The organism is Pseudomonas sp. B14(2022) (genome assembly GCF_012030485.1).
In the GTDB taxonomy this organism is placed as follows: domain Bacteria; phylum Pseudomonadota; class Gammaproteobacteria; order Pseudomonadales; family Pseudomonadaceae; genus Aquipseudomonas.
Map to the genome: position 1 here is coordinate 649,625 of NZ_JAAUVM010000001.1, position 19,186 is coordinate 668,810.

Below are 19,186 nucleotides of genomic sequence, written 5' to 3' on the forward strand. Positions count from 1 at the left end.
CGCAAAGGTTTACTTCAAATTGCCGCTCAGGAACTGTTGCAGGCGCTCGCTCTTGGGATTGCCCAGCACATCCTCTGGCGCGCCTTGCTCTTCCACCAGGCCCTTGTGCAGGAACAGCACCTGGCTGGACACCTTGCGCGCAAAGCTCATTTCGTGGGTCACCATGATCATGGTGCGGCCTTCCTCGGCCAGGCCTTGGATCACCTTCAACACTTCACCCACCAGTTCCGGGTCGAGGGCCGAGGTGGGTTCGTCGAACAGCATCACTTCCGGCTCCATGGCCAGGGCGCGGGCGATGGCCACCCGTTGCTGCTGGCCACCGGACAGGAACGCCGGGTATTGGTCCGCTACCCGTCCCGGTAAACCCACCTTGTCCAGGTAGCGACGGGCGCGGTCTTCGGCGTCCTTCTTGCTGCAACCCAGCACCCGGCGCGGGGCCATGGTGATGTTTTCCAGCACGCTCATATGGCTCCACAGGTTGAAATGCTGGAACACCATCGCCAGCCGCGTGCGCAGGCGCTGCAGTTCGGCATCGTCGGCCACGCGCATGCCATGGCGGTCGCTGACCATGCGGATCGGCTGGCCGTCGAGGGTCATGGCGCCGTCGTTGGGGGTTTCCAGGAAGTTGATACAGCGCAAAAAGGTGCTTTTGCCCGAGCCGCTGGCGCCGATCAGGCTGATCACATCACCGGTCTTGGCCTTGAGCGAGACACCTTTGAGCACCTCATTGTCGCCATAGCTTTTATGCAGGCCTTCAACGGTCAATTTGTACATGGGGCGTGCATCCTCAAGGCGAAAGTAGATAGCCGCTGCGGTAGGCCTCGGTGCCTGCGACATGGCCGATGACCATCCCGGCAGTGGCCATACGGCGCAGCGAACGGGCGTAAAGCAGTCCGGCCTTCTGGCAGTGCACGGGCGTTACGCGGTCGGTAATGGGGTCGATGATTTCGGCGATCAGTTGCCCGGCTTCCAGGTATTCACCGGGCAGGGCGCTGAACACCAGCAAGCCGCCCACCGGTGTCGCCACGGGTTCGACACCGGCCAGGGGCGTAGCGGGGTAGGGCAGTGCCGGCAGCGGCGCTGCGTCACCGGCAATCGCGCCGAAGTGGATCAGGTAGTCGATGATTGCCTGGCAGTCGAGGGCGGCCAACCCATGGTTGACGTCGCCCTGGCCGCGCAGCTCGACGGTCACCGAAAAGCTGCCCATGGGGATCGGGAAGCGCGTGCCGAAACGTTGCTGCAACTGCCACCACACCAGGGTGAAACACTCATCGAAGGACTGCCCGCCGGAGTCGGTGGCGAGCAAATTGGCCTCCGAGCCGAGATAGCGCGCCAGCGGTTCCACCTGCGGCCAGGCTTCGGGCGTGGTGTAGAGGTGCGCCACGGCTTCGAAGTCGCAATGCAGGTCCAGCACGATGTCGGCGTCGCAGGCCAGGCGTTGCAACACCAGGCGTTGGGAGTGCAACTGGGTCTCCGCGATTTGCATGGCCAGGGCAGCGCTCAACGCGGCGCGAATCAGTTCGACGTTTTTTTGCGGGTTATCGCCGAGCGAGCCCTCGACCTGATCGCCGACGGTATCGCTGAGGTCGACAAACAGGCGATTGAAGTTCTGCCCGCTTTCCAACTCGTAGCGGCCCAGCGGGATATCCATCAACACCTGTTCCAGGCCCACCGGGTTGGCGATGGGCACCAGCACGATTTCGCTGCGCAAGCGCCCGGCGGCGGCCAACTCGGCCAGGCGCACCTTCAAGTGCCAGGCCACCAGCATGCCCGGCAGTTCATCGGCATGCAGCGACGACTGGATATAGACCTTGCCTTCGGCGTGTTCGGGGCCGAAGTGGAAACTGTGAATCTGCCGCGCCGTGCCGGGCACCGGCGCGATCAGATCGTGTACCTGATGACGCATGAAGGCTCCTTAATGGCTTGGCCCGAGAAACGCCAGCCAGCGGCGCTCCGCCAGACGAAACAAACCGACCAGGGCAAAGGTCACGGTCAGGTAGATCAGCGCGGCGATGCCGAATGATTGGAACGTCATGAACGTGGCCGAGTTGGCGTCCCGCGCCACCTTGAGGATGTCTGGAATCGTCGCGGTAAACGCTACCGTGGTCGAGTGCAGCATCAAGATCACTTCGTTGCTGTAGTAGGGCAACGAGCGGCGCAACGCCGACGGCATGATCACGTAGGCGTACAGCTTCCAGCCGCTCAAGCCATAGGCCTTGGCGGCCTCGACTTCGCCGTGGGCCATGCTGCGGATGGAACCGGCGAAAATCTCGGTGGTGTAGGCGCAGGTGTTGAGCGCGAAGGCCAGGATCGTGCAGTTCATCGCATCGCGAAAGAACGCATCCAGCACCGGTTGTTCACGCACGGCGGCAATGCTGTAGATGCCGGTGTAGCAGATCAGCAACTGGATATAGAGCGGCGTGCCACGGAACAGGTAGGTGTAGAACTGCACCGGCCAGCGTACCAGCGGGTTGCGCGATACACGGGCGATGGACAGCGGGATCGACACCACAAAGCCGATGACCAGAGCGGCGCTGAGCAACCACATGGTCATCGCCAGGCCGGTGATGTGCTGGCCGTCGCTATAAAGGAAGGGGCGCCAGTATTCCTGCAAGAGTTCGATCATCGCACCGCCTCCCGTGAGCCTGCGGAGTAGCGACGTTCAAGACGACGCAGGACGAAGTTGGACGCGCTGGTGATCAACAGGTAGATCAGTGCGGCGAGCACCAGGAAGTAGAACAGCTGGTAGGTGCTTTTGCCGGCATCCTGGGCGGCCTTGACCACGTCCGCCAGGCCGATGATCGACACCAGGGCCGTGGCCTTGAGCATCACCATCCAGTTGTTGCCGATACCCGGCAGGGCAAAGCGCATCATCTGCGGGAAGGTCACGAAGCGGAAGCGTTGCCCGCGCTTGAGGCCATAGGCCGTGGCGGCTTCCAGCTGGCCACGGGGGACGGCGAGGATCGCGCCGCGAAACGTCTCGGTGAAATAAGCACCGTAGATAAAGCCCAGGGTGATCACCCCGGCGCTGAATGGGTCGATCTCGATATATTCCCATTCCATGAAGTCGGTCAGGCTGGTGAGCCAGGTTTGCAGGCTGTAGAAAATCAGTAGCATCAGCACCAGGTCCGGTACACCGCGAATCAGTGTGGTGTAGAGCTGGGCGGGGATGCGCAGGAAGGGCAGGCTGGAAAGCTTGGCGCTGGCGCCGAGCAGGCCCAGCAATACGCTGACGGCCAGGGACAGCACCGACAACTTGATGGTCATCCAGGTGCCTTGCAGCAACAACGGGCCGAAACCCTTCAAGCTGAGTGCGCTCAGCCCGAGGGTTTGCAACAGTTCTTCGAACATAAATCAGGACCTATGGCGATAAAAAAGCGCCCCTTGAGAGAAGGGGCGCCCCAGGCATTATTTGCCGCTGTACAGGTTCAGATCGCCGAAGTGTTTCTTCTGGATGGTGGCGTAGGTGCCATCATCGTGTAACGCTTTGATACCTTTATCCAAAAGGGCCTTCAGTTCAGTGTTACCTTTTTTGATACCGATGGCGGTTTTCGATGGCAGCAATGGGTCATCGATGGCGGCGCTGACTTCGTAGCCGACACCGGCCGGGGACTTCAAGAAGCCCAGTTCGGCTTGCAGCATGTCCTGCACCGAAGCGTCGAGACGACCGGAAGTCAGGTCGGCATAAACCTGGTCCTGGTTGGCGTAGGCCTTGGTGGTTACACCGGCTTTATCCAACACGGCCTTGGCGTAGGCTTCCTGGATGGTGCCTTGCTCGTAGCCCACGGATTTGCCCTTGAGGGACTCTGGCGTCGAGTAACCCGCGCCTTTCTTGAACACCAGCGAAGTCGGGCCGGAGAACAGTTCGCTGGAGAAGTCGATGGCCTTCTCACGCACCGGGGTCACGGTCATGGACGAAATCACACCGTCGAACTTGTTGGCTTTGAGGCCTGGAATCATCCCGTCGAAGTCACTTTCGACCCACTTGCACTTCACTTTCAGTTCGGCGCAGATCGCATTGCCCAGGTCGATATCGAAGCCCACCAGGCTGCCGTCGGCTGCCTTGGATTCGAACGGAGCGTAGGACGGATCGACACCAAAACGCAGTTCCTTGTATTCCTTGGCCAGCGCGGTACCGGCGGCCATGCACAGAGCCAGTGCAGAAAGGGTCAGCAATGCTTTTTTCATTATGTAATCCCTGGAAACCAAGATAAGCGCTTGTGGCGCGTTTAGGACTGTTACTGAACGGTGTCAGACGGATCACGAGTAGCAATTTCTGCACCATAGTTCCGAATGAGCGTTTTAAAAGGTGGGACAAGGGAGTCATGAGTGTAGGAGATGCCCGAAAATGGGCGTTGAAAATTGATCGCACCATTTCAGGTCATAAGGACATTCAAATGTGGGAGGGGTGGTGAATTTATGTCAGGCCAGAAGATCTTGCAGGGTGGCCAGGCTGTCGGCCTCCTCTATCGTCTTGTCCTGCCGCCAACGCAACATCCGTGGGAAGCGCACCGCAATCCCGCTCTTATGCCGCTTGGACAGGGCAATGCCTTCAAACCCCAACTCGAACACCATGCTTGGCGTCACGCTGCTGACCGGGCCGAACTTCTCCACGGTGGTCTTGCGCACGATGGCGTCGACCTTGCGCATCTCTTCGTCGGTCAGCCCCGAATAGGCCTTGGCGAAGGGCACAAGGGTTCGCTCGCTGCCGGGCGGGCCATCCCAAACGGCAAAGGTGTAATCGCTGTAGAGGCTGGCGCGTCGGCCATGGCCGCGTTGGGCATAGATCAACACCGCATCGACACTGAAGGGGTCGACTTTCCACTTCCACCACAGGCCCATGTCTTTGGTTCGGCCCACGCCGTACAGGCCGTCGCGTGCCTTGAGCATCATGCCCTCCACGCCGAGGCTGCGGGAGGCTTCGCGTTGTTGTGCCAGGTCCTGCCATGTGGCGCCCGTCAGCAGTGGCGAGGGCATCAGCACAGGTTGGTTGCACTGGGCAATCACCTGTTCCAGTTGGGCACGGCGTTCAGCCTGGGTGTGGTTGCGCCAGTCGTCGCCCTGATGTTCCAGCAGGTCATAGGCCAGGACGGCGACCGGTGCATCGTCGAGCACCTTTTTGCTCAGGGTCTTGCGGCCAATGCGTTGTTGCAGCAGGGCAAAGGGCTGCACCGCGTCCTTCCAGACCACGATCTCGCCATCGATCACCGTGCCATCGGGCAGCCCACTGACCAGGCTGTGCAGTTCGGGGAAGCGTTCGGTCACCAGCTCTTCGCCCCGCGACCAGATCCACAGCCGGCCTTCGCGCTTGACCAGTTGCGCGCGAATGCCGTCCCACTTCCATTCCACCTGCCAGTCGGCGGGGGAGCCGAGCAAGGCGTCGAATTGCTCCACCGGTTGCGCCAGCCCATGGGCGAGAAAAAACGGATAGGGCTGTCCGCCCCGTTGTGCATGTTCGTCGGATGATTCGGCGGCGATCAGCTTGAGGTAGCCTTCGGCTGTCGGTCGGTTGGATAAATCGGTGTAGCCCACCAGCCGCTGTGCCACGCGCTTGCTGTCGAGGTCGGCCATGGCTGCGAGCGCGCGGGTGACCAGCAATTTAGACACGCCGACGCGAAAGCTGCCGGTGATCAACTTGATGCACACCATCAGGCTTGGCTGGTCCAGTTGCGCCCATAACGCCGGCAACCGTTCGGCCAGGTCCAGGGGCGACAGGCCACGCAGCGGCAGGAGTTTTTCTTCCAGCCATACGGCCAGGCCGTCCTCGGAGGTGTAGGTGGATTCCGGCAGGAGCAGGGAAATCGTCTCGGCCAGGTCGCCTACAGACTGGTAGCTTTCTTCGAACAGCCACGGTTCGATGCCGGACGCTTCGGTGGCCATGTCCCGCAGCAGGCGCGTGGGCACCAATTGCCGGGGGCGCCCGCCAGACAGGAAATACACGGCCCATGCGGCGTCTTCCGGCGGCGCTTGCAGGAAGTAGGTTTGCAGGGCTGCGAGCTTGGCATTGCTGGAGGTGGTGGCGTCGAGGTTGGCGTACAGCTCGGCGAAGGCTTTCATGCCGTGGCCTCTTCTTCGTCATCGCCGTATTCAGTGGTGAAGCCCTGGGCATCCAGGCCTTTTTCCCGCAGGTGGCGTACCAATACGCCGACAGAACCGTGGGTGACCATCACCCGTTCGGCGCCGGTTTGTTCGATGGCCCACAGCAGCCCGGGCCAGTCGGCGTGGTCCGACAGCACGAACCCCCGGTCCACCCCGCGCCGCCGCCGGGTACCGCGCAGGCGCATCCAGCCGCTGGCAAAGGCATCGCTGTAGTCGCCAAAGCGCTTGATCCAACTGCTACCGCCAGCGGACGGCGGTGCGATGATCAGGGCCTGGCGCAGCAACGGGTCGGTCTTTTTGAAATCTCCGGCGTAGAGGGTTTCGGGGATGTAGATTCCGGCTTCGCGGTACACCCGGTTCAAGGGCTCGACTGCACCGTGGCTGAGGATCGGGCCGATGCTGGCATCAATGCCATGCAGGATGCGCTGGGCTTTGCCGAAGGAATAACAGAACAACACGCTGGCTTTGCCGGCGGCGATATTGGCCTGCCACCAGTCGTTGATCCCGGCAAAGATCTGCGCCTGGGGCTGCCAGCGGTAGATCGGCAGGCCGAAGGTGGATTCGGTGATAAAGGTGTGGCAACGCACCGGTTCGAAAGGCGCACAGGTGCCATCGGGTTCCACTTTGTAGTCGCCTGAAGCCACCCAGACTTCGCCTTGGTATTCCAGGCGCACCTGGGCCGAGCCGAGTACATGCCCGGCTGGGTGAAAACTCAGGGTCACGCCGTGGTGCACGAGTTGTTCGCCATAGGCCAGGGTTTGCAGGTTGATGTCCTGGCCCAGGCGCGAGCGCAGGATGCCTTCGCCGGGGGCGGCGGCCAGGTAGTGCTGGTTGCCGCTGCGAGCGTGGTCGCCGTGGGCGTGGGTGATGACAGAGCGTTCCACCGGGCGCCAGGGATCGATGTAGAAATCTCCGGCGGGGCAGTAGAGGCCTTCGGGCCGGGCGATGACAAGATCCATGGGCTGACCGGGGCGATGGGCTTATCAGGTATGAGGCGGGGGCGAGCGCAGAAGTTCTATCTGAATGCATGTGGGCCAAATGTGGGAGGGGCAAGCCCCTCTCACATCTGGATCCGGTTTCGTCAGGTGGAAGTCAGGTCACTTGCCTGGGGTCAGGGTCAACCTGGCCTTGCCATACACCTTCTCGAAGTTCTGCGGCTGCATCGGGAAGCTCAGGTATTGCGCCTTGAGCGATGGGTCGATGCCATTGGCGTAGTTCGGGCTCGCCGGGTTGCCGGATTGGCCGATACCACCTTGGCCCATCATCGGTTCCAGCTGGCCGAAGTCGACGATCATGCGCAGCGCCGGCACCTGGGTGGTGTTGAAGTCCTGGCCCCAGTTGTACGGCGCCGGGTTCAAGGTGTTGTGGTCGCCACCGGACGCCAGTGGGCCGCGAATCACTTGGCCGCTGGTGTTTTTCCAGGTGGTGCTGTGCAGCTTGCCCCACTGCCAGGCCTTGTGGTCAGCGCCCAGTTGGCTGTCGCCGGCGCTGATCGCTGCGGCCAGGCTGCGGGCGAGGATGGCGGGTTTGTCTTCTTTTTGCGCGGTGCGCACGTCGTCCCAGAACGGGCTGTCTTCGCGGCCCAGCAGGTGGTCGGCCTGGGCGGCATAGGACAGGTTGGCGTTGCTGACAAAAGCTTTCCAGCTGGCGCTGTTTTCCGGGCCCAGCTCGTCAAGGAAGATCTGCCGGGTGCTTTCCTGCAGGAACAGCTCGTAGAGCGCGGCGTCTGCGGAGGTGGACACCAGGCGCCCATCGAACGCCATCAGGCGCTTCAGCGCTTCCCGTGCCTTGGCCTGCTCGGCGGCTGGCAGCGCATCAATCGCCTGTTTCAGCGGTTGGGCCATGCCCGGTGCCTGGAACATGGTCTTGAGCTTTGCGGCGAAAGTGGTGGTCTGGTCGTACTGCATGGCGATCATGCTGCGGCTGTCGTGCTTGCCGGCATTGGCCAGTTGCGCCAGGCGCTCGCTGCGCTCCGGTGCATCCCAGGAGTTGGACAACTGCATGCCGTAGCCACGCGGCGCGGTGCGCTGGTTGGCGGTGCCGATCCAGCCTTGAGCCGGGTCCTGGTCATAGGGGTGCAGCATCGCGTCGGCGTAACCGTCCCAGTCAAAGCGCGTATCCCAGCCGGGCGAGGGCAGCAGGCCTTCGCCTTCGCGCCGGTTGGGGAAGCGGCCGGTGACCTGCCAGCCAATGCTGCTGGCGTCGGCGAAGATCATGTTCAAGGCAATGGCGCGAATGTTCCGGGTTGCGTCCGAGGCCTTGCCGGCGTTTTGCGCGCGGGAGAGGTCGAAGAACGCGTCGAGGCTCTTGTCATCCTTGAAGTCGGCGGTTTGCAGGGCCAGGCCCAAGCCGCTGGTCAGGGCCTGGCTGCTGTTGAGCAGGGCGCCGTGGCGGGTTTCGTATACCACTTCGCGAATCGAGCGTTGGCCCTTGACGAAGAAGGTTTCGTTACGTACCGCTGCCGGCAGCCATTTTCCGTTGTTCTCGTAGTACAACGCGCTGCCCTGGCGTTTGACCTTTTCCAGGAACAGGTCCTGGGTATCGCCCTTGACCGTGCTCATGCTCCACGCCACGTTGCCGTTGAAACCGGACAACAGGGTCGGCAGGCCGGCAATCGAGGCGCCGACGGCCTGGTATTTCGGTGCGCGAATCTGCACGTAGTTCCACGGTGACGGCGCCTGCGGCTGGGCGGCGAGGTCGCCTGCCAGCAGGCTTTTGCCGCTGCGGCTGCGTTGCGGGCCGATGGCCCAGTTACTCGACGTGGTAACGCCCAGCGAGTTGAGGCTGCTCAATTGCTGGCTGACGGTGTCCAGCCCGGCCAGGCCGGTGATCTGGCTGAGGTTCACGCCCTTGAGTTTCTCGGCCTCGGCCAGAGGGATCGGCTCATCCGGCGCGCTCGGCGTCAGCCAGGCGAGTTTGTCCGCACCGACTTTTTGTGCCAGCAGCAACGACGCCAGCTCTTCCTGCAGGTTGGCCGACTCGCTGAAATTCAACAGGCAGAACAGCAGCGCCGAATCTTCCGGCTTCCAGTATTCCGGCTTGTAGCCGGTCTGGGCCAGGTCCGGCGGCAGCTTGTCGCGGTAGCGGAACAGGTAGGCGTTGACGCCACGGGCATACACTTCGAAGAAGCGCTTGAGGCGCGGCGACGAGGCGTTATACAGCTCGCCGGCGCTTTTTTTCAGATTGACCGCACGCATGAAACGGTCCACATCCAGCACCTCAGGCCCGGACATCTCCGCCAGGCGGCCCTGGGCCAGCAGGCGCAGGGTGACCATCTGGGTGATGCGGTCACTGGCGTGCACATAACCGAGGCTGAACAGCGCGTCGTGGAAGGTGTTGCTTTCGATCAGCGGCATGCCCTGGGCGTTGCGGCGTATCGAAACATTCTGTGCGAGGCCCTTGATCGGCTGTACGCCGGCAACGGGGGGCAGGGTGTCCTGGGTGCTCTGGAGCTGGCAACCGGCCAGGCTTAATGCACTGGCCACTGCCGCGGCAACGCCGAACCGGGGAAGAAAATGTGAGAGGGCTGGCGAGGCCATGGCAAAGCTCCTGCGGGGGGTAGCGTCAGTAAAGGCGCTACGTTAGTGAGCGCGGTGAAACGACGCAAGCAGGAGTTGTGTAAACACATGAGTACTTAAACTTAAGCCTGGCGCAGATCGGTGTGGGAGGGGGCTTGTGCCCTCCCACCTTGGCCTTCAGCGCAACTTACGCGCCGTGGCACTTCTTGAATTTCTTCTCACTGCCGCACGGGCAAGGGTCGTTGCGGCCAACGTCCTTCAACGCATTGCGCACCGGCTCCTGGTGAGCGTGGCCGCAGTTCGGGCCGTGGACATGGCCGTGGTCGTGATCATGGTGATCGTGATCGTGGTTGCAGTCAGGACCATGGACATGGGGTTGCTGAGTCATCGATGTCGCTCCGGGATAAAATCGCCGGGGATTATCTCGCCATTGTGGTTCACCTGCACGTCATAACCGATGAATAATCCGGTTTTCAGTTCCCCCTCCAGACGATACGGCACAGGCTTGTCGGGTTTTTTCAGCATCTGCACCACATCGCGGATCTGCGGCCAGAGGTTGGTGCGCACCGACACCTTGAAAAATGCATGGCCCTTGGGCGGTACAGTCAGCCATTCATTGGACTCGCCTTCGGTGAGCACAAAATCATCCAGGGTGACCTTGTAGATCAGCCCACGCACGGTCAGGTCCGAGTCGTCGCGGTTATCCACGCGAAAGTACAGCTTGAATTTCTGCTCCAGCAGCTTGGCCCGCACCACTTCGACTTTCACCAGGGAGACGTGGGGTGGGGGCGAATTGTCTTCGAACCAGGAGACGCAACCGGTCAGGCCAAAGATTAACGCCAGCATCAAGCTGTAGATCCGAAGCATGGCGTTGGTCCTGTGGTAGGGAATTAGAGGTAGCTGGAACAACACTTCTTGAATTTCTGCCCACTGCCGCACAGGCACGCATCGTTGCGTCCGGCTTTGACTTCCACCGTGGGATCGATGAAGTACCAACGCCCATCATTCTGTACGAAAGAAGACTGCTCGCGGTGGCTATGTTCACCGGTGCTGTCATGCCAGCGTGCGGTAAAGGTCACGAAGGCGTGTTCCGGCTGGCCGCCGAACACCTCGGAACTTTCAACCTCCAGGCCGAGCCAGGTGCTCTGGGCGCTCCAGGCTCCGATGGTCTCACGGTCCAGGCCAGCCTGTTGCGCGGGCAAAGTGGTGGCGACCAGGTAGTCCACCAGGCCCAGCACATAGGCGCTGTAGCGTGAACGCATCAGGGCGCTGGCGCAGGGGGCCGGGTGCCCGGCGTGATAATGGCCGCAGCAGGCATCCAGCAGGTTGCCACTGCCGCAGGGGCAAATGGATGTACTCATTTGATCAGGTACTCTGCTAACAGTTATATGTGTTTTATTTTTCATAAATCAGTCGCTGACCTAAATTAACTTGTTTCGCTTACCCCAAGCGCGTGTTGCAAATTAGCGACCGCCATCTGCCTCATTGCAGGTCTACGGCAAGCCTCTCATCAAGCGTTCGTCATAGGTGAAGGTTAGTCTATGAGGTCATGCTATACGCGCAAACAAGTATGAGCGCATAACCGATGTTTGAATCGCCCCGGGTTTTGTAGGCGCCTCTTTGCCTTAAGCAGTGGTGGGGGCCCCCTTTCCTGCTTCGACAATAAAATAAATACCTTGGATTTCAATGGGTTGAATGCCAGATGCGAGTCTCGCTCCAGTTCGTCACTGCAGGCACTCACTAAGGTCTGTAGCCTGTCGATTCAGCAGAACCATGTTTCTGCTCGAAGTCCTGAAATAGCTAACCGCCAATCACTCCAGCCATAACATGGCCGGGATGATTGGCGGTTTTGCGTTTTTATCGCTTTCCAAACTTCGAAACCAGCACCGCTCCCAGTCTGGGAATCGGGGCGTCGCTATGCCTGTCGATCCTTGTTCCGCCCGCTGCCTCTGTCCGTTAGGCAGGTAAGGCCGCGCGCCGCAGCAAGGTGCTTGCTCGGCGCGCGGAGCGGTAGATCACCAGTTGAAGTTCACCGAGGTCAGCAGGGTGCGCTCGTCACCGTAGTGACAGGTGGAGAAACTGCACTCCGCGTAGCGCTTGTCGGTCAGGTTGCTGGCGTTGACGGTCACGTCCCAGTGTTCGTCGATCTGGTAGCGCGCCATGGCGTCGAACAGGGTATAGGCTGGCATGGCGGAATCCATGCCCGAGGCCTGTATTGTACCCATGTAGCGAGCGCCGGCGCCCACGCTCAGCTGCGGGATGCCCCAGTTGACGAAGTCGTAGCGGGTCCACAGGGCTGCCTGATGGTAGGGCGTTTCGTCGGTACGTTGACCCACTTCGGCGGCGATAGCGCTCTTGGTGGTGCGTGCATCGGTATAGGCGTAGGTGGCGATCACGCTGAGTGCCGGGGTGACATCCGCCTTGGCTTCCAGCTCCAGACCGCGGGAACGTACCTCGCCGGTTTGGCGGTACTCGTCGGTAGCTGGATCCTGCTTGAGCACGTTGGTCTGGGTCAGCTCATAGACTGCTGCGCTGAGCAGCATATTGCTGTCCTTGGGCTGATAGCGCACGCCTACTTCGTACTGTTTGCCTTCGGTGGGGGTGAAGGTCTGGCCGGTGACTTCCGCAACGGAAACCGGGAAGAACGACTCGCTATAGCTGATATAGGGCGCCAGGCCGTTGTCCGCCAGGTAGACCAGGCCCGCACGCCAGGTGGTGGCTTCGTCGCTTTGGCTGGCCTTGGCGCCATTGCGATGCGCCGTCTGCTGCTGGTCAGCCCAGTCGTGGCGGCCACCTACCTGCAGGACCCACTTGTCGCCGAACTTGATCTGATCCTGGAAATAGGCACCTTTTTGCAGCATATCCAGCTGCGAGCCACGGTCCAGGGCGGGGCTTCTGTTGACCACTACGGGCTGACCATAGTTGTAGCGACTCAGGTCCAGGCTGGGGGCTACGCCTCGGAAGTTATGGGAGTCGTAGGAAGTGTCATAGCCGTCGAAACCGACCAGAACGGTGTGCTCGACGCTACCGAGCTGCCATTTCGATTCGATATTGGTATCGCTGCCCAGGGTTCGAGCACGCTCACGGCGATCACTGTATTGCCTTTGCAGAATGCCGGTCGTGGCGGCCTGATTGATCACCGCGGCAGTGACTGCCGGATTACCGGTTCTGACCTGCAGGTATTTCCACTTCACATCGGACTCGGAGTAACGCAGCTTGTGATTAAGCGTGAAGTGCTCGTTGAAGTGGTGGGTGAATTCGTACCCCAGGGCCGACATCTCGCCATTCATGTCGTCGTAGCCCGGCTCGCCGATAAAGTCGTGGCGGCCGATCTTGAAGGCGCCGTCACCCACACCTTTGACCAACTGATAGGGCAGGGGCGCGGGGAAACGCGTATCGGTCTTCTGGTAGAAGGACAACAGGGTCAGCGATGTGTCTTCCTCAGGGCGCCAGGTCAGCGCCGGGGCGATGTAGATCTTGTCGTCGTTGAGATGATCCTGCTGGGTGTCGCTGTTGCGGCTGAGCAGGGTCAGGCGATAGCTCAGGGTGTCGCTACCGGGCAGAGCACCGCTGAAATCGGCGGCGAGCTGCTTGCGGTCATTGGAGCCCGCCTGCAGTTGCAGCTCATGAAGCGGCGTTTCGGTTGGGCGCTTGCTGACGCCATTTACCATGCCGCCGGGCGAGAGCTGGCCGTAGAGCACCGAGGCAGCGCCACGGATGACCTCGACGCGCTCCAGGCCATAAGGTTCCTGAATGCCGTCGTAGGAGTTGTTCTGCAGGCGCAGGCCGTCTCGCAGCGAGCCGCCGGTGGCGGATTCGACCGAGAAGCCGCGGATGCGGAAGCGGTCCGCAGTGCGGTTGAAAGAGGTCGCACTGGCGGTGAACCCTGGCGTGTAGCTCAACACCTGGGCCAACGTTTCCGCCTGGCGGTCGCGGATCTCGTCGCTCGTCACCACAGACAGCGACTGCGGCGTCTCGGTGATCGGCGTATCGGTCTTGGAAGCGCTCATGTTGCGTTTGGCTACATAGCCGACCACATGCTCGGTGGGCTGTTCAACGCTTTGCCCGGTAACGTTGATGGCATCAATCTCCACGGACGCAGCCGTGGGTGCCTGGTTAGTCTCAGCGGCATGCAGGCTGCCCGTGCCCAGGCTGGCCATGGCCAGTGTGAGTGCGGTAAGGCTGAAGGCTGGGCGTCGGGCGAAACGTTCGGGGCTTAGGTGCGTAACCTGGCGCATGGCGAAGGAACATCCTCTGGTCTTCTTGTATGTGTGCGCAATGCGGAGGACATTCTGTGATCCTTCACGCCAGTGCGCCGTGGCAGTCAGCTGTAGCGCGCGAACTCTACATCTAAATGAGAAAGATTTGTACTAGCTCACAATTTATTGTCATCACTAAGATATTACTGCAAGCTACTACGTATAAATATTCAAGGCCTGGACGCTGCCTGATAGGCAATGCCCGCCCTGAGCTGGATGAGATTCGCGGTGAACCCGCATGCCTGGCAAGCTGCGCGGGCTCTGAGCCAGGCGGGCGCTGGCGCAGTGGTTCGAATTCGAGTGTGTATGCATGTTGAAAGCAATGGGGCTTCAGCTTCAATTCGACGGATTGAAGGTGCTGAATGACATCAGTCTGACCATTCCCGAGGGCTGCTTTACCGCATTGATCGGTGCCAATGGTTGTGGCAAGACCACCTTGCTGAACGTGCTGGCGCGCATGCTACGACCAGCCAGCGGCGACGTACTGCTGCAGGGTAAGCCCCACGTTCAGCTCTCGCGACGTGATCTGGCCAGGCAAATAGCGCTGTTGCCGCAACGCACCGCTTCGCCTGCCGGGATAACCGTGCGCGAGCTGGTCATGCAGGGGCGCTACCCCTGGCAAAGCTGGTGGCAGCAGTGGAGTGACGCCGATCAGCAGGCGATCGACCGCGCCGTGGCACTGGCCGACGTCGGCATGCTGCTGGACCGCACCCTGACCAGCCTGTCCGGGGGGCAGTTACAGCGCTGCTGGATTGCCATGACTCTCGCGCAGGAGACCCCGGTCATCCTGCTCGACGAGCCCACCACCTTTCTCGACATCGCTCATCAGATCGCCTTGCTCGAACTGCTCGCCGAGCTATGTGACCAAGGGCGCACTGTCGTCGCGGTTCTGCATGACCTCAACCAGGCCGCGCGCTATGCCGATCAACTGGTGATGTTGCGCCAGGGCAAGGTGCACGCCCAGGGCACGCCTGCCGAGGTCTTCACTCCGGCCAACCTCAAGGCTGTGTTCGATCTGGATGCGCACATTCTCATCGATCCGCATTCCGGTGATCCTCTGTGCGTGCCGGCTTCGCCTGCTCGCCTGCGCGCGCTCGACAGCCAGGTAGCCCGATGACGGGTGGGTGGCGCTGGCCGATCTGGTTATCGATCTTGATCGGCATCGGCCTGGCGTCGACGCTGCACCTGGCAGTGGGGGCCAAGTCGATCCCCTGGAGCGATGTCTGGCAGGCGCTGCTGGCGTATGACCCGAGTAATTCTGATCACAGCGTCATCCGCGGTTCGCGCCTGCCGCGCCTGTGGGTGGCGATGACTGTGGGCGCCTGCCTGGGGCTGGCCGGCACGGTGATGCAGGCCGTGGGCGACAATCCGTTGGCAGACCCGGGCATCCTCGGCATCAACAGCGGTGCGGCCTTGTTCGTGGTCATTGGCTTGCTGGTGCTACCCGGCAACGACATGACCATGATTCCCCTGTTTGCCTTCAGCGGCGCTCTGGTGGCCGCCATCGGCGTCATGCTGCTGGCCGGGCGCACGCCCAATCCGGTACGCCTGACGCTTTCCGGGGCGATGATGGCCGCGCTGTTCGGCGCTATCACCGCGATTCTGCTGCTGCTCGATCAGCAGGGCCTGGACAGCCTGCGCCGCTGGCTGACCGGCTCGCTGGGTATCAGCGGGGCAAACCTGCCAAGCTGGCTCTGGCCCTACCTGATCGTCGGCATGTTGCTTTGCCTGATCAATGTGCGGGCGTTGAATGCCTATCGGCTGGGCGCGCAGGTGGCCTCCAGCATGGGCGTCAACCTGTTGCGGATGCGGCTGCTGAGTTTGGCGGCCGTGGTGCTGCTGTCCGGTTGCGCAGTGGCGTTGGCTGGCCCCATCGGTTTTGTCGGGCTGGTAGTACCGCATGCGGCGCGGCTGCTGGTTGGCCACGACCTGCGGCAGCTGCTGCTGGCTACGCCGCTGCTGGGTGGCTTGCTGCTGGTGCTGGCCGATGTAGTGGCGCGCACCCTGGTGAGCCCTTACGAACTCAACACCGGCATCGTCACCGCGCTGATCGGCGGCCCGGTATTCGTCGCGCTGGTGCTGAGGAAGCTCAAGTGAGTCGCTGGCTGACCACGCCAAGGCGTTGCCCCGGGTTGCCCTGGGTCGGCCGACCCATCGATGTGTTGGCGGCGTCTGTGCTGCTCTTGTTGCTGACGGGCCTGACGCTGTACGCGGCGGGCGTAGGTAGCTACACGATGGGCATGGCTCAGCTCTGGCAGGGCCTGTTCGCCGATGAGAAGGCGCTGTCGGCCAACGTGCTGTGGGAGTTGCGCCTGCCGCGCATCCTGCTGGCGATACTCGGGGGCGCGGCGATGGCTCTGGCTGGCGTGTTGATGCAGTCACTGACGCGCAACCCACTGGCTGCCCCGGGATTGGTCGGGGTGGAGGCGGGCGCCAGCGTCACCATGTTGCTGATCCTGGTGCAGTGGCCGGAGGCCTTGCCGCTGCCGCTCTATCCTCTGGCAGCGTTGCTCGGCGGTCTGGCGGTGGCGCTGTTTATCGTCGCGCTATCCTGGCGCGGTGGCATTGCCCCGCTGCGCCTGATTCTGGTTGGCGTGGGGCTGACGGCCATGCTCGGTGCCGTCGCCGATCTGCTGATCACCTACGGCAATATCGATCGGGTCGAATCGGCGCTGATGTGGCTTGGCGGCAGCCTGCATCGCAGTGGTTGGCCGCAGGTGCAGAGCCTGCTGATCTGGCTGCTGGTGGCGGGCATGCCCCTGTTGTTCTGTCATCGCCAGCTCAATCTCCTGCAACTGGGCGAGAGCGTGGCGCTCAGCCGCGGCCTGAATGCACCGCTGATAATGCTCTTGCTGTTGCTGTGCAGCGTCACGTTGACCGCAGCAACGGTGGCCAATATCGGCGTTATGACCTTCGTTGGCCTGGTCGCGCCGCACCTGGCGCGGCAGTTGTGCGGTGACCGGCATGGCGCGTTGTTGCCGCTGTCGGCCCTGTTCGGGGCCGTACTGGTTCTGTTGGGTGACACTCTGGGGCGCGCCTTGCTGCCGCCGTTGCAACTGCCGGCCGGTCTGGTGGTGGCGATTATCGGTGCACCTTATCTGTTGGTTTTGCTGGCGCGGCAACGCAACCGTTGACGCGTCGTCACTGAAGGACATGTCGAAGATGATGGTGAAGTTCAAAGCCCTTTCCCTGATAGCCTGTGTACTGCTGGGCCTGAGTTCGATGCAGGCTGTCGCCGCCGACACCCGTGTGTTCGAGAACCGTTTCGGCCGTGTCGAAGTGCCGGTCGCACCGCGTTGCGTGGTATCCCTGCATGACCTCAGCCTGACCACCCAACTGCTCGAGCTGGGCATAACCCCTTGCGGGTCCACGGGGCGCAAGAAGCTGTTCTCGGACGTGTTATTCCGTGGCGCTCAGCAGCGCTTCGATGTCTCCGGCATTCGCTATGTCGGTTCGCACCAGTCGCCCGATCTCGAGGCCATCGCGGCGCTCAAGCCTGACCTGATCGTCGGGCTGTCCTATCACCAGGACCTGAAAGAGCGCCTCAGCAGCATTGCCCCGGTGGTGCTGCTGCCGGCGCGCGAGGCCGACATCAAGACTTACGCCAAGGAGCTGGCCGAACTGGTAGGCAAGCAGCAGCGCTACCAGAAGCTGCTGAACGAATACCAATGGATCGTCGGCGAATTCGCCAAGCGGGTGAAGGAGCCGGGGCGTATCACGGTAACCACCCTGGAGGTCTATCCGGATGGTTTTCAACTGATCGGCCGTTCCGGCATGGATGACGTGATCGCCGACTTCGGCCTCGGGCGCGTGTCGGCCTTCAAGGAGGCGCGTCAGAACGTGCCTTACAGCCTGGAGCGCATTGGCGACTTCGACAGTGATTTCATCATCGATACCTATGAGGAAATGCTCGGTTCGGAGGCTGGCACCGAGGCCTTCCGCCGTTCGCCGCAGTGGCAGAACCTGTTCGCGGTGAAGAACCATCAGTTCCTATATTTCAACCGCAGTCGTTTTGCCGACACCATGCAGGGCATGATCGGCTCTGCCTACCTGCTGCTGTCGCATATCGGCGAACGCGATTACAACCTGCAGGAAAAGTGAGCCAGCCAGCCTGGGTAAGCGGCTACGGCCGCCCAGGTGATGGCTAAATAATGCCTCGGGCTCTGCTGCTTCGCGGCTTGTGTGCAGCAGTAAGTGCCCGAGATTTCAAGTTTAAATAATATTAATTCCTGTTTGATAATGAGTCAGCTTTGCGATAATTTTGTGCGTCTCGTCAGTAGCACCAAGGAACGCAGATGCTTACCGATTTGCTCAACCGTGCAAACCATTCACTCGATGAGGTTCAGGCGGGTGTCGAGGGACCGCTGCCCTTCGTGTTGCGCGCCCCAGTGCCCGGCGACTCCTGGCGTGATCACGCAGAGCTGATCCGGCGTGCCGCCGACAGCGACCTGCAGACCACCGGTGGCATCCTCTTTCGCGATTTCTCCTTCCGTGACGCCAACGACTTCGAGGATTTCACCCGCAGTTTCGGTCACGAGCTGCTGACCTACGACTATGCCTCCACGCCACGCACCAAGCTCAACAGCCGCGTCTATACCTCGACCGAATACCCCGCTCACCAGGTCATTCCGCTGCACAACGAACAGTCCTACTCGTTGAACTGGCCGATGAAAATCTGGTTTCACTGCATCCAGGCCGCGCCGGTCGGCGGTGAGACGCCCATCGCCGACAGTCGCCTGATCTATCAGCGCATCGATCCCGCCATCCGCCAGCGTTTTGCCGACAAGCGCCTGATGTACGTGCGCAACTACGGCAATGGTCTGGATCTCTCCTGGCAGCAGGCGTTCAGCACCGAGGACCGCAGCGAGGTCGAGCGCTTTTGTCGGCTCAGCCACATCGACTTCGAGTGGAAGGACGACGGCGAGCTGCGTACGCGCCAGGTCTGCCAGGCCGTCGCGCAGCACCCAGTCACCGGGGAGTGGGTCTGGTTCAACCAAGCGCATCTGTTCCACATCTCCAACCTCCCGGCAGCGCTACGCGAAACCCTGGTGTCGATCGTCGGCGAGGAGGGCGTGCCGCGTAACGTCTTCTACGGTGATGGCTCGCCCATCGAGCTGGAGGCGCTGGAGCATGTGCGCGATGTTCTGCAGCGCACCCAGATCAGCTTCCCCTGGCAGGCGGGCGATGCGCTGATGCTCGACAACATGCTGGTCGCCCATGGTCGCTCCACCTTTCAGGGGGAACGCAAGGTGGTGGTGGCCATGGCCGAGCCCGCCTCGGCCGTCTGACGCTGAATAATCCTCGAAGCCA

General features: G+C 61.6%; 17 protein-coding genes. 5 read left to right on the top strand and 12 right to left on the bottom strand.

What is annotated here, in order from left to right; translation table 11 throughout:
* Positions 1-9 precede the first annotated feature (9 nt).
* The 12 genes from HCF10_RS03095 to HCF10_RS03150 form a co-directional block, all read right to left on the bottom strand.
* Entirely contained in the window at positions 10-774 is a 765-nt protein-coding gene (locus HCF10_RS03095; protein ID WP_131697238.1) for an ABC transporter ATP-binding protein, read from the bottom strand.
* Positions 775-787: 13 nt separating this feature from the next.
* Complete coding sequence (locus HCF10_RS03100) at positions 788-1,906, bottom strand: succinylglutamate desuccinylase/aspartoacylase family protein (protein ID WP_167654853.1); 1,119 nt, start codon at positions 1,904-1,906, stop codon at positions 788-790.
* A 9-nt stretch (positions 1,907-1,915) separates the two neighbouring features.
* Entirely contained in the window at positions 1,916-2,626 is a 711-nt protein-coding gene (locus HCF10_RS03105) for an ABC transporter permease (protein ID WP_090408453.1), read from the bottom strand.
* Positions 2,623-3,351, bottom strand: a complete 729-nt coding sequence (locus tag HCF10_RS03110) for an ABC transporter permease (protein WP_131697236.1) — start codon at positions 3,349-3,351, stop codon at positions 2,623-2,625. Before HCF10_RS03110 ends, HCF10_RS03105 begins: the two co-directional genes overlap by 4 nt.
* Positions 3,352-3,408: 57 nt before the next feature.
* Entirely contained in the window at positions 3,409-4,188 is a 780-nt protein-coding gene (locus tag HCF10_RS03115; protein WP_131697235.1) for a transporter substrate-binding domain-containing protein, read from the bottom strand.
* A gap of 234 nt (positions 4,189-4,422) precedes the next feature.
* Complete coding sequence (locus HCF10_RS03120) at positions 4,423-6,057, bottom strand: ATP-dependent DNA ligase (RefSeq protein WP_145335022.1); 1,635 nt, start codon at positions 6,055-6,057, stop codon at positions 4,423-4,425.
* Positions 6,054-7,058, bottom strand: coding sequence for a ligase-associated DNA damage response exonuclease (locus HCF10_RS03125; protein WP_131697233.1), 1,005 nt, complete (start codon positions 7,056-7,058; stop codon positions 6,054-6,056). Before HCF10_RS03125 ends, HCF10_RS03120 begins: the two co-directional genes overlap by 4 nt.
* Positions 7,059-7,196: 138 nt before the next feature.
* The gene (locus tag HCF10_RS03130; protein ID WP_167654854.1) at positions 7,197-9,638 is read right to left on the bottom strand and encodes a penicillin acylase family protein; all 2,442 of its coding nucleotides are present in this window, start codon (positions 9,636-9,638) and stop codon (positions 7,197-7,199) included.
* Positions 9,639-9,804: 166 nt separating this feature from the next.
* Positions 9,805-10,005 carry an SEC-C metal-binding domain-containing protein gene (locus HCF10_RS03135; protein ID WP_003189235.1) on the bottom strand — a complete coding sequence of 67 codons (201 nt, stop codon included), beginning with the start codon at positions 10,003-10,005 and terminating at the stop codon, positions 9,805-9,807.
* Positions 10,002-10,484 (bottom strand): LEA type 2 family protein, encoded by a 483-nt coding sequence (locus HCF10_RS03140; RefSeq protein ID WP_131697231.1) that lies wholly within the window; start codon positions 10,482-10,484, stop codon positions 10,002-10,004. The genes HCF10_RS03135 and HCF10_RS03140 overlap by 4 nt, the downstream gene beginning before the upstream one ends.
* A 23-nt stretch (positions 10,485-10,507) precedes the next feature.
* The gene (locus tag HCF10_RS03145; protein WP_167654855.1) at positions 10,508-10,978 is read right to left on the bottom strand and encodes a YchJ family protein; all 471 of its coding nucleotides are present in this window, start codon (positions 10,976-10,978) and stop codon (positions 10,508-10,510) included.
* A 654-nt stretch (positions 10,979-11,632) separates the two neighbouring features.
* Positions 11,633-13,777, bottom strand: a complete 2,145-nt coding sequence (locus HCF10_RS03150; RefSeq protein ID WP_167654882.1) for a TonB-dependent siderophore receptor — start codon at positions 13,775-13,777, stop codon at positions 11,633-11,635.
* Positions 13,778-14,186: 409 nt separating this feature from the next.
* Here HCF10_RS03150 and HCF10_RS03155 point away from each other — a divergent pair, with 409 nt between their 5' ends.
* The 5 genes from HCF10_RS03155 to HCF10_RS03175 all read left to right on the top strand — a co-directional run bounded on the left by HCF10_RS03155 (position 14,187) and on the right by HCF10_RS03175 (position 19,164).
* Positions 14,187-14,993 (top strand): ABC transporter ATP-binding protein, encoded by an 807-nt coding sequence (locus HCF10_RS03155; protein ID WP_145335014.1) that lies wholly within the window; start codon positions 14,187-14,189, stop codon positions 14,991-14,993.
* Positions 14,990-15,973 (top strand): FecCD family ABC transporter permease, encoded by a 984-nt coding sequence (locus HCF10_RS03160; RefSeq protein ID WP_145335012.1) that lies wholly within the window; start codon positions 14,990-14,992, stop codon positions 15,971-15,973. The genes HCF10_RS03155 and HCF10_RS03160 overlap by 4 nt, the downstream gene beginning before the upstream one ends.
* Positions 15,970-17,010: a FecCD family ABC transporter permease gene (locus tag HCF10_RS03165; protein WP_145335010.1), complete on the top strand. Its 1,041-nt coding sequence runs from the start codon at positions 15,970-15,972 to the stop codon at positions 17,008-17,010. The genes HCF10_RS03160 and HCF10_RS03165 overlap by 4 nt, the downstream gene beginning before the upstream one ends.
* A gap of 28 nt (positions 17,011-17,038) precedes the next feature.
* Positions 17,039-17,977 (top strand): ABC transporter substrate-binding protein, encoded by a 939-nt coding sequence (locus HCF10_RS03170; protein ID WP_237683037.1) that lies wholly within the window; start codon positions 17,039-17,041, stop codon positions 17,975-17,977.
* Between the two features lie 194 nt (positions 17,978-18,171).
* Positions 18,172-19,164, top strand: a complete 993-nt coding sequence (locus HCF10_RS03175; RefSeq protein WP_145335008.1) for a TauD/TfdA family dioxygenase — start codon at positions 18,172-18,174, stop codon at positions 19,162-19,164.
* The last annotated feature ends 22 nt before the right edge of the window (positions 19,165-19,186 follow it).

Excerpts from the sequence above, each read along its gene's own strand:
- HCF10_RS03175 (WP_145335008.1), top strand. The coding sequence starts at position 18,172 with ATGCTTACCGATTTGCTCAACCGTGCAAACCATTCACTCGATGAGGTT.
- HCF10_RS03170 (WP_237683037.1), top strand. The coding sequence starts at position 17,039 with ATGATGGTGAAGTTCAAAGCCCTTTCCCTGATAGCCTGTGTACTGCTG.
- HCF10_RS03130 (WP_167654854.1), bottom strand. The coding sequence starts at position 9,638 with ATGGCCTCGCCAGCCCTCTCACATTTTCTTCCCCGGTTCGGCGTTGCC.
- HCF10_RS03135 (WP_003189235.1), bottom strand. The coding sequence starts at position 10,005 with ATGACTCAGCAACCCCATGTCCATGGTCCTGACTGCAACCACGATCAC.
- HCF10_RS03140 (WP_131697231.1), bottom strand. The coding sequence starts at position 10,484 with ATGCTTCGGATCTACAGCTTGATGCTGGCGTTAATCTTTGGCCTGACC.
- HCF10_RS03125 (WP_131697233.1), bottom strand. The coding sequence starts at position 7,058 with ATGGATCTTGTCATCGCCCGGCCCGAAGGCCTCTACTGCCCCGCCGGA.
- HCF10_RS03110 (WP_131697236.1), bottom strand. The coding sequence starts at position 3,351 with ATGTTCGAAGAACTGTTGCAAACCCTCGGGCTGAGCGCACTCAGCTTG.
- HCF10_RS03120 (WP_145335022.1), bottom strand. The coding sequence starts at position 6,057 with ATGAAAGCCTTCGCCGAGCTGTACGCCAACCTCGACGCCACCACCTCC.
- HCF10_RS03155 (WP_145335014.1), top strand. The coding sequence starts at position 14,187 with ATGTTGAAAGCAATGGGGCTTCAGCTTCAATTCGACGGATTGAAGGTG.
- HCF10_RS03160 (WP_145335012.1), top strand. The coding sequence starts at position 14,990 with ATGACGGGTGGGTGGCGCTGGCCGATCTGGTTATCGATCTTGATCGGC.
- HCF10_RS03115 (WP_131697235.1), bottom strand. The coding sequence starts at position 4,188 with ATGAAAAAAGCATTGCTGACCCTTTCTGCACTGGCTCTGTGCATGGCC.
- HCF10_RS03105 (WP_090408453.1), bottom strand. The coding sequence starts at position 2,626 with ATGATCGAACTCTTGCAGGAATACTGGCGCCCCTTCCTTTATAGCGAC.
- HCF10_RS03095 (WP_131697238.1), bottom strand. The coding sequence starts at position 774 with ATGTACAAATTGACCGTTGAAGGCCTGCATAAAAGCTATGGCGACAAT.
- HCF10_RS03145 (WP_167654855.1), bottom strand. The coding sequence starts at position 10,978 with ATGAGTACATCCATTTGCCCCTGCGGCAGTGGCAACCTGCTGGATGCC.
- HCF10_RS03150 (WP_167654882.1), bottom strand. The coding sequence starts at position 13,777 with ATGGCCAGCCTGGGCACGGGCAGCCTGCATGCCGCTGAGACTAACCAG.
- HCF10_RS03100 (WP_167654853.1), bottom strand. The coding sequence starts at position 1,906 with ATGCGTCATCAGGTACACGATCTGATCGCGCCGGTGCCCGGCACGGCG.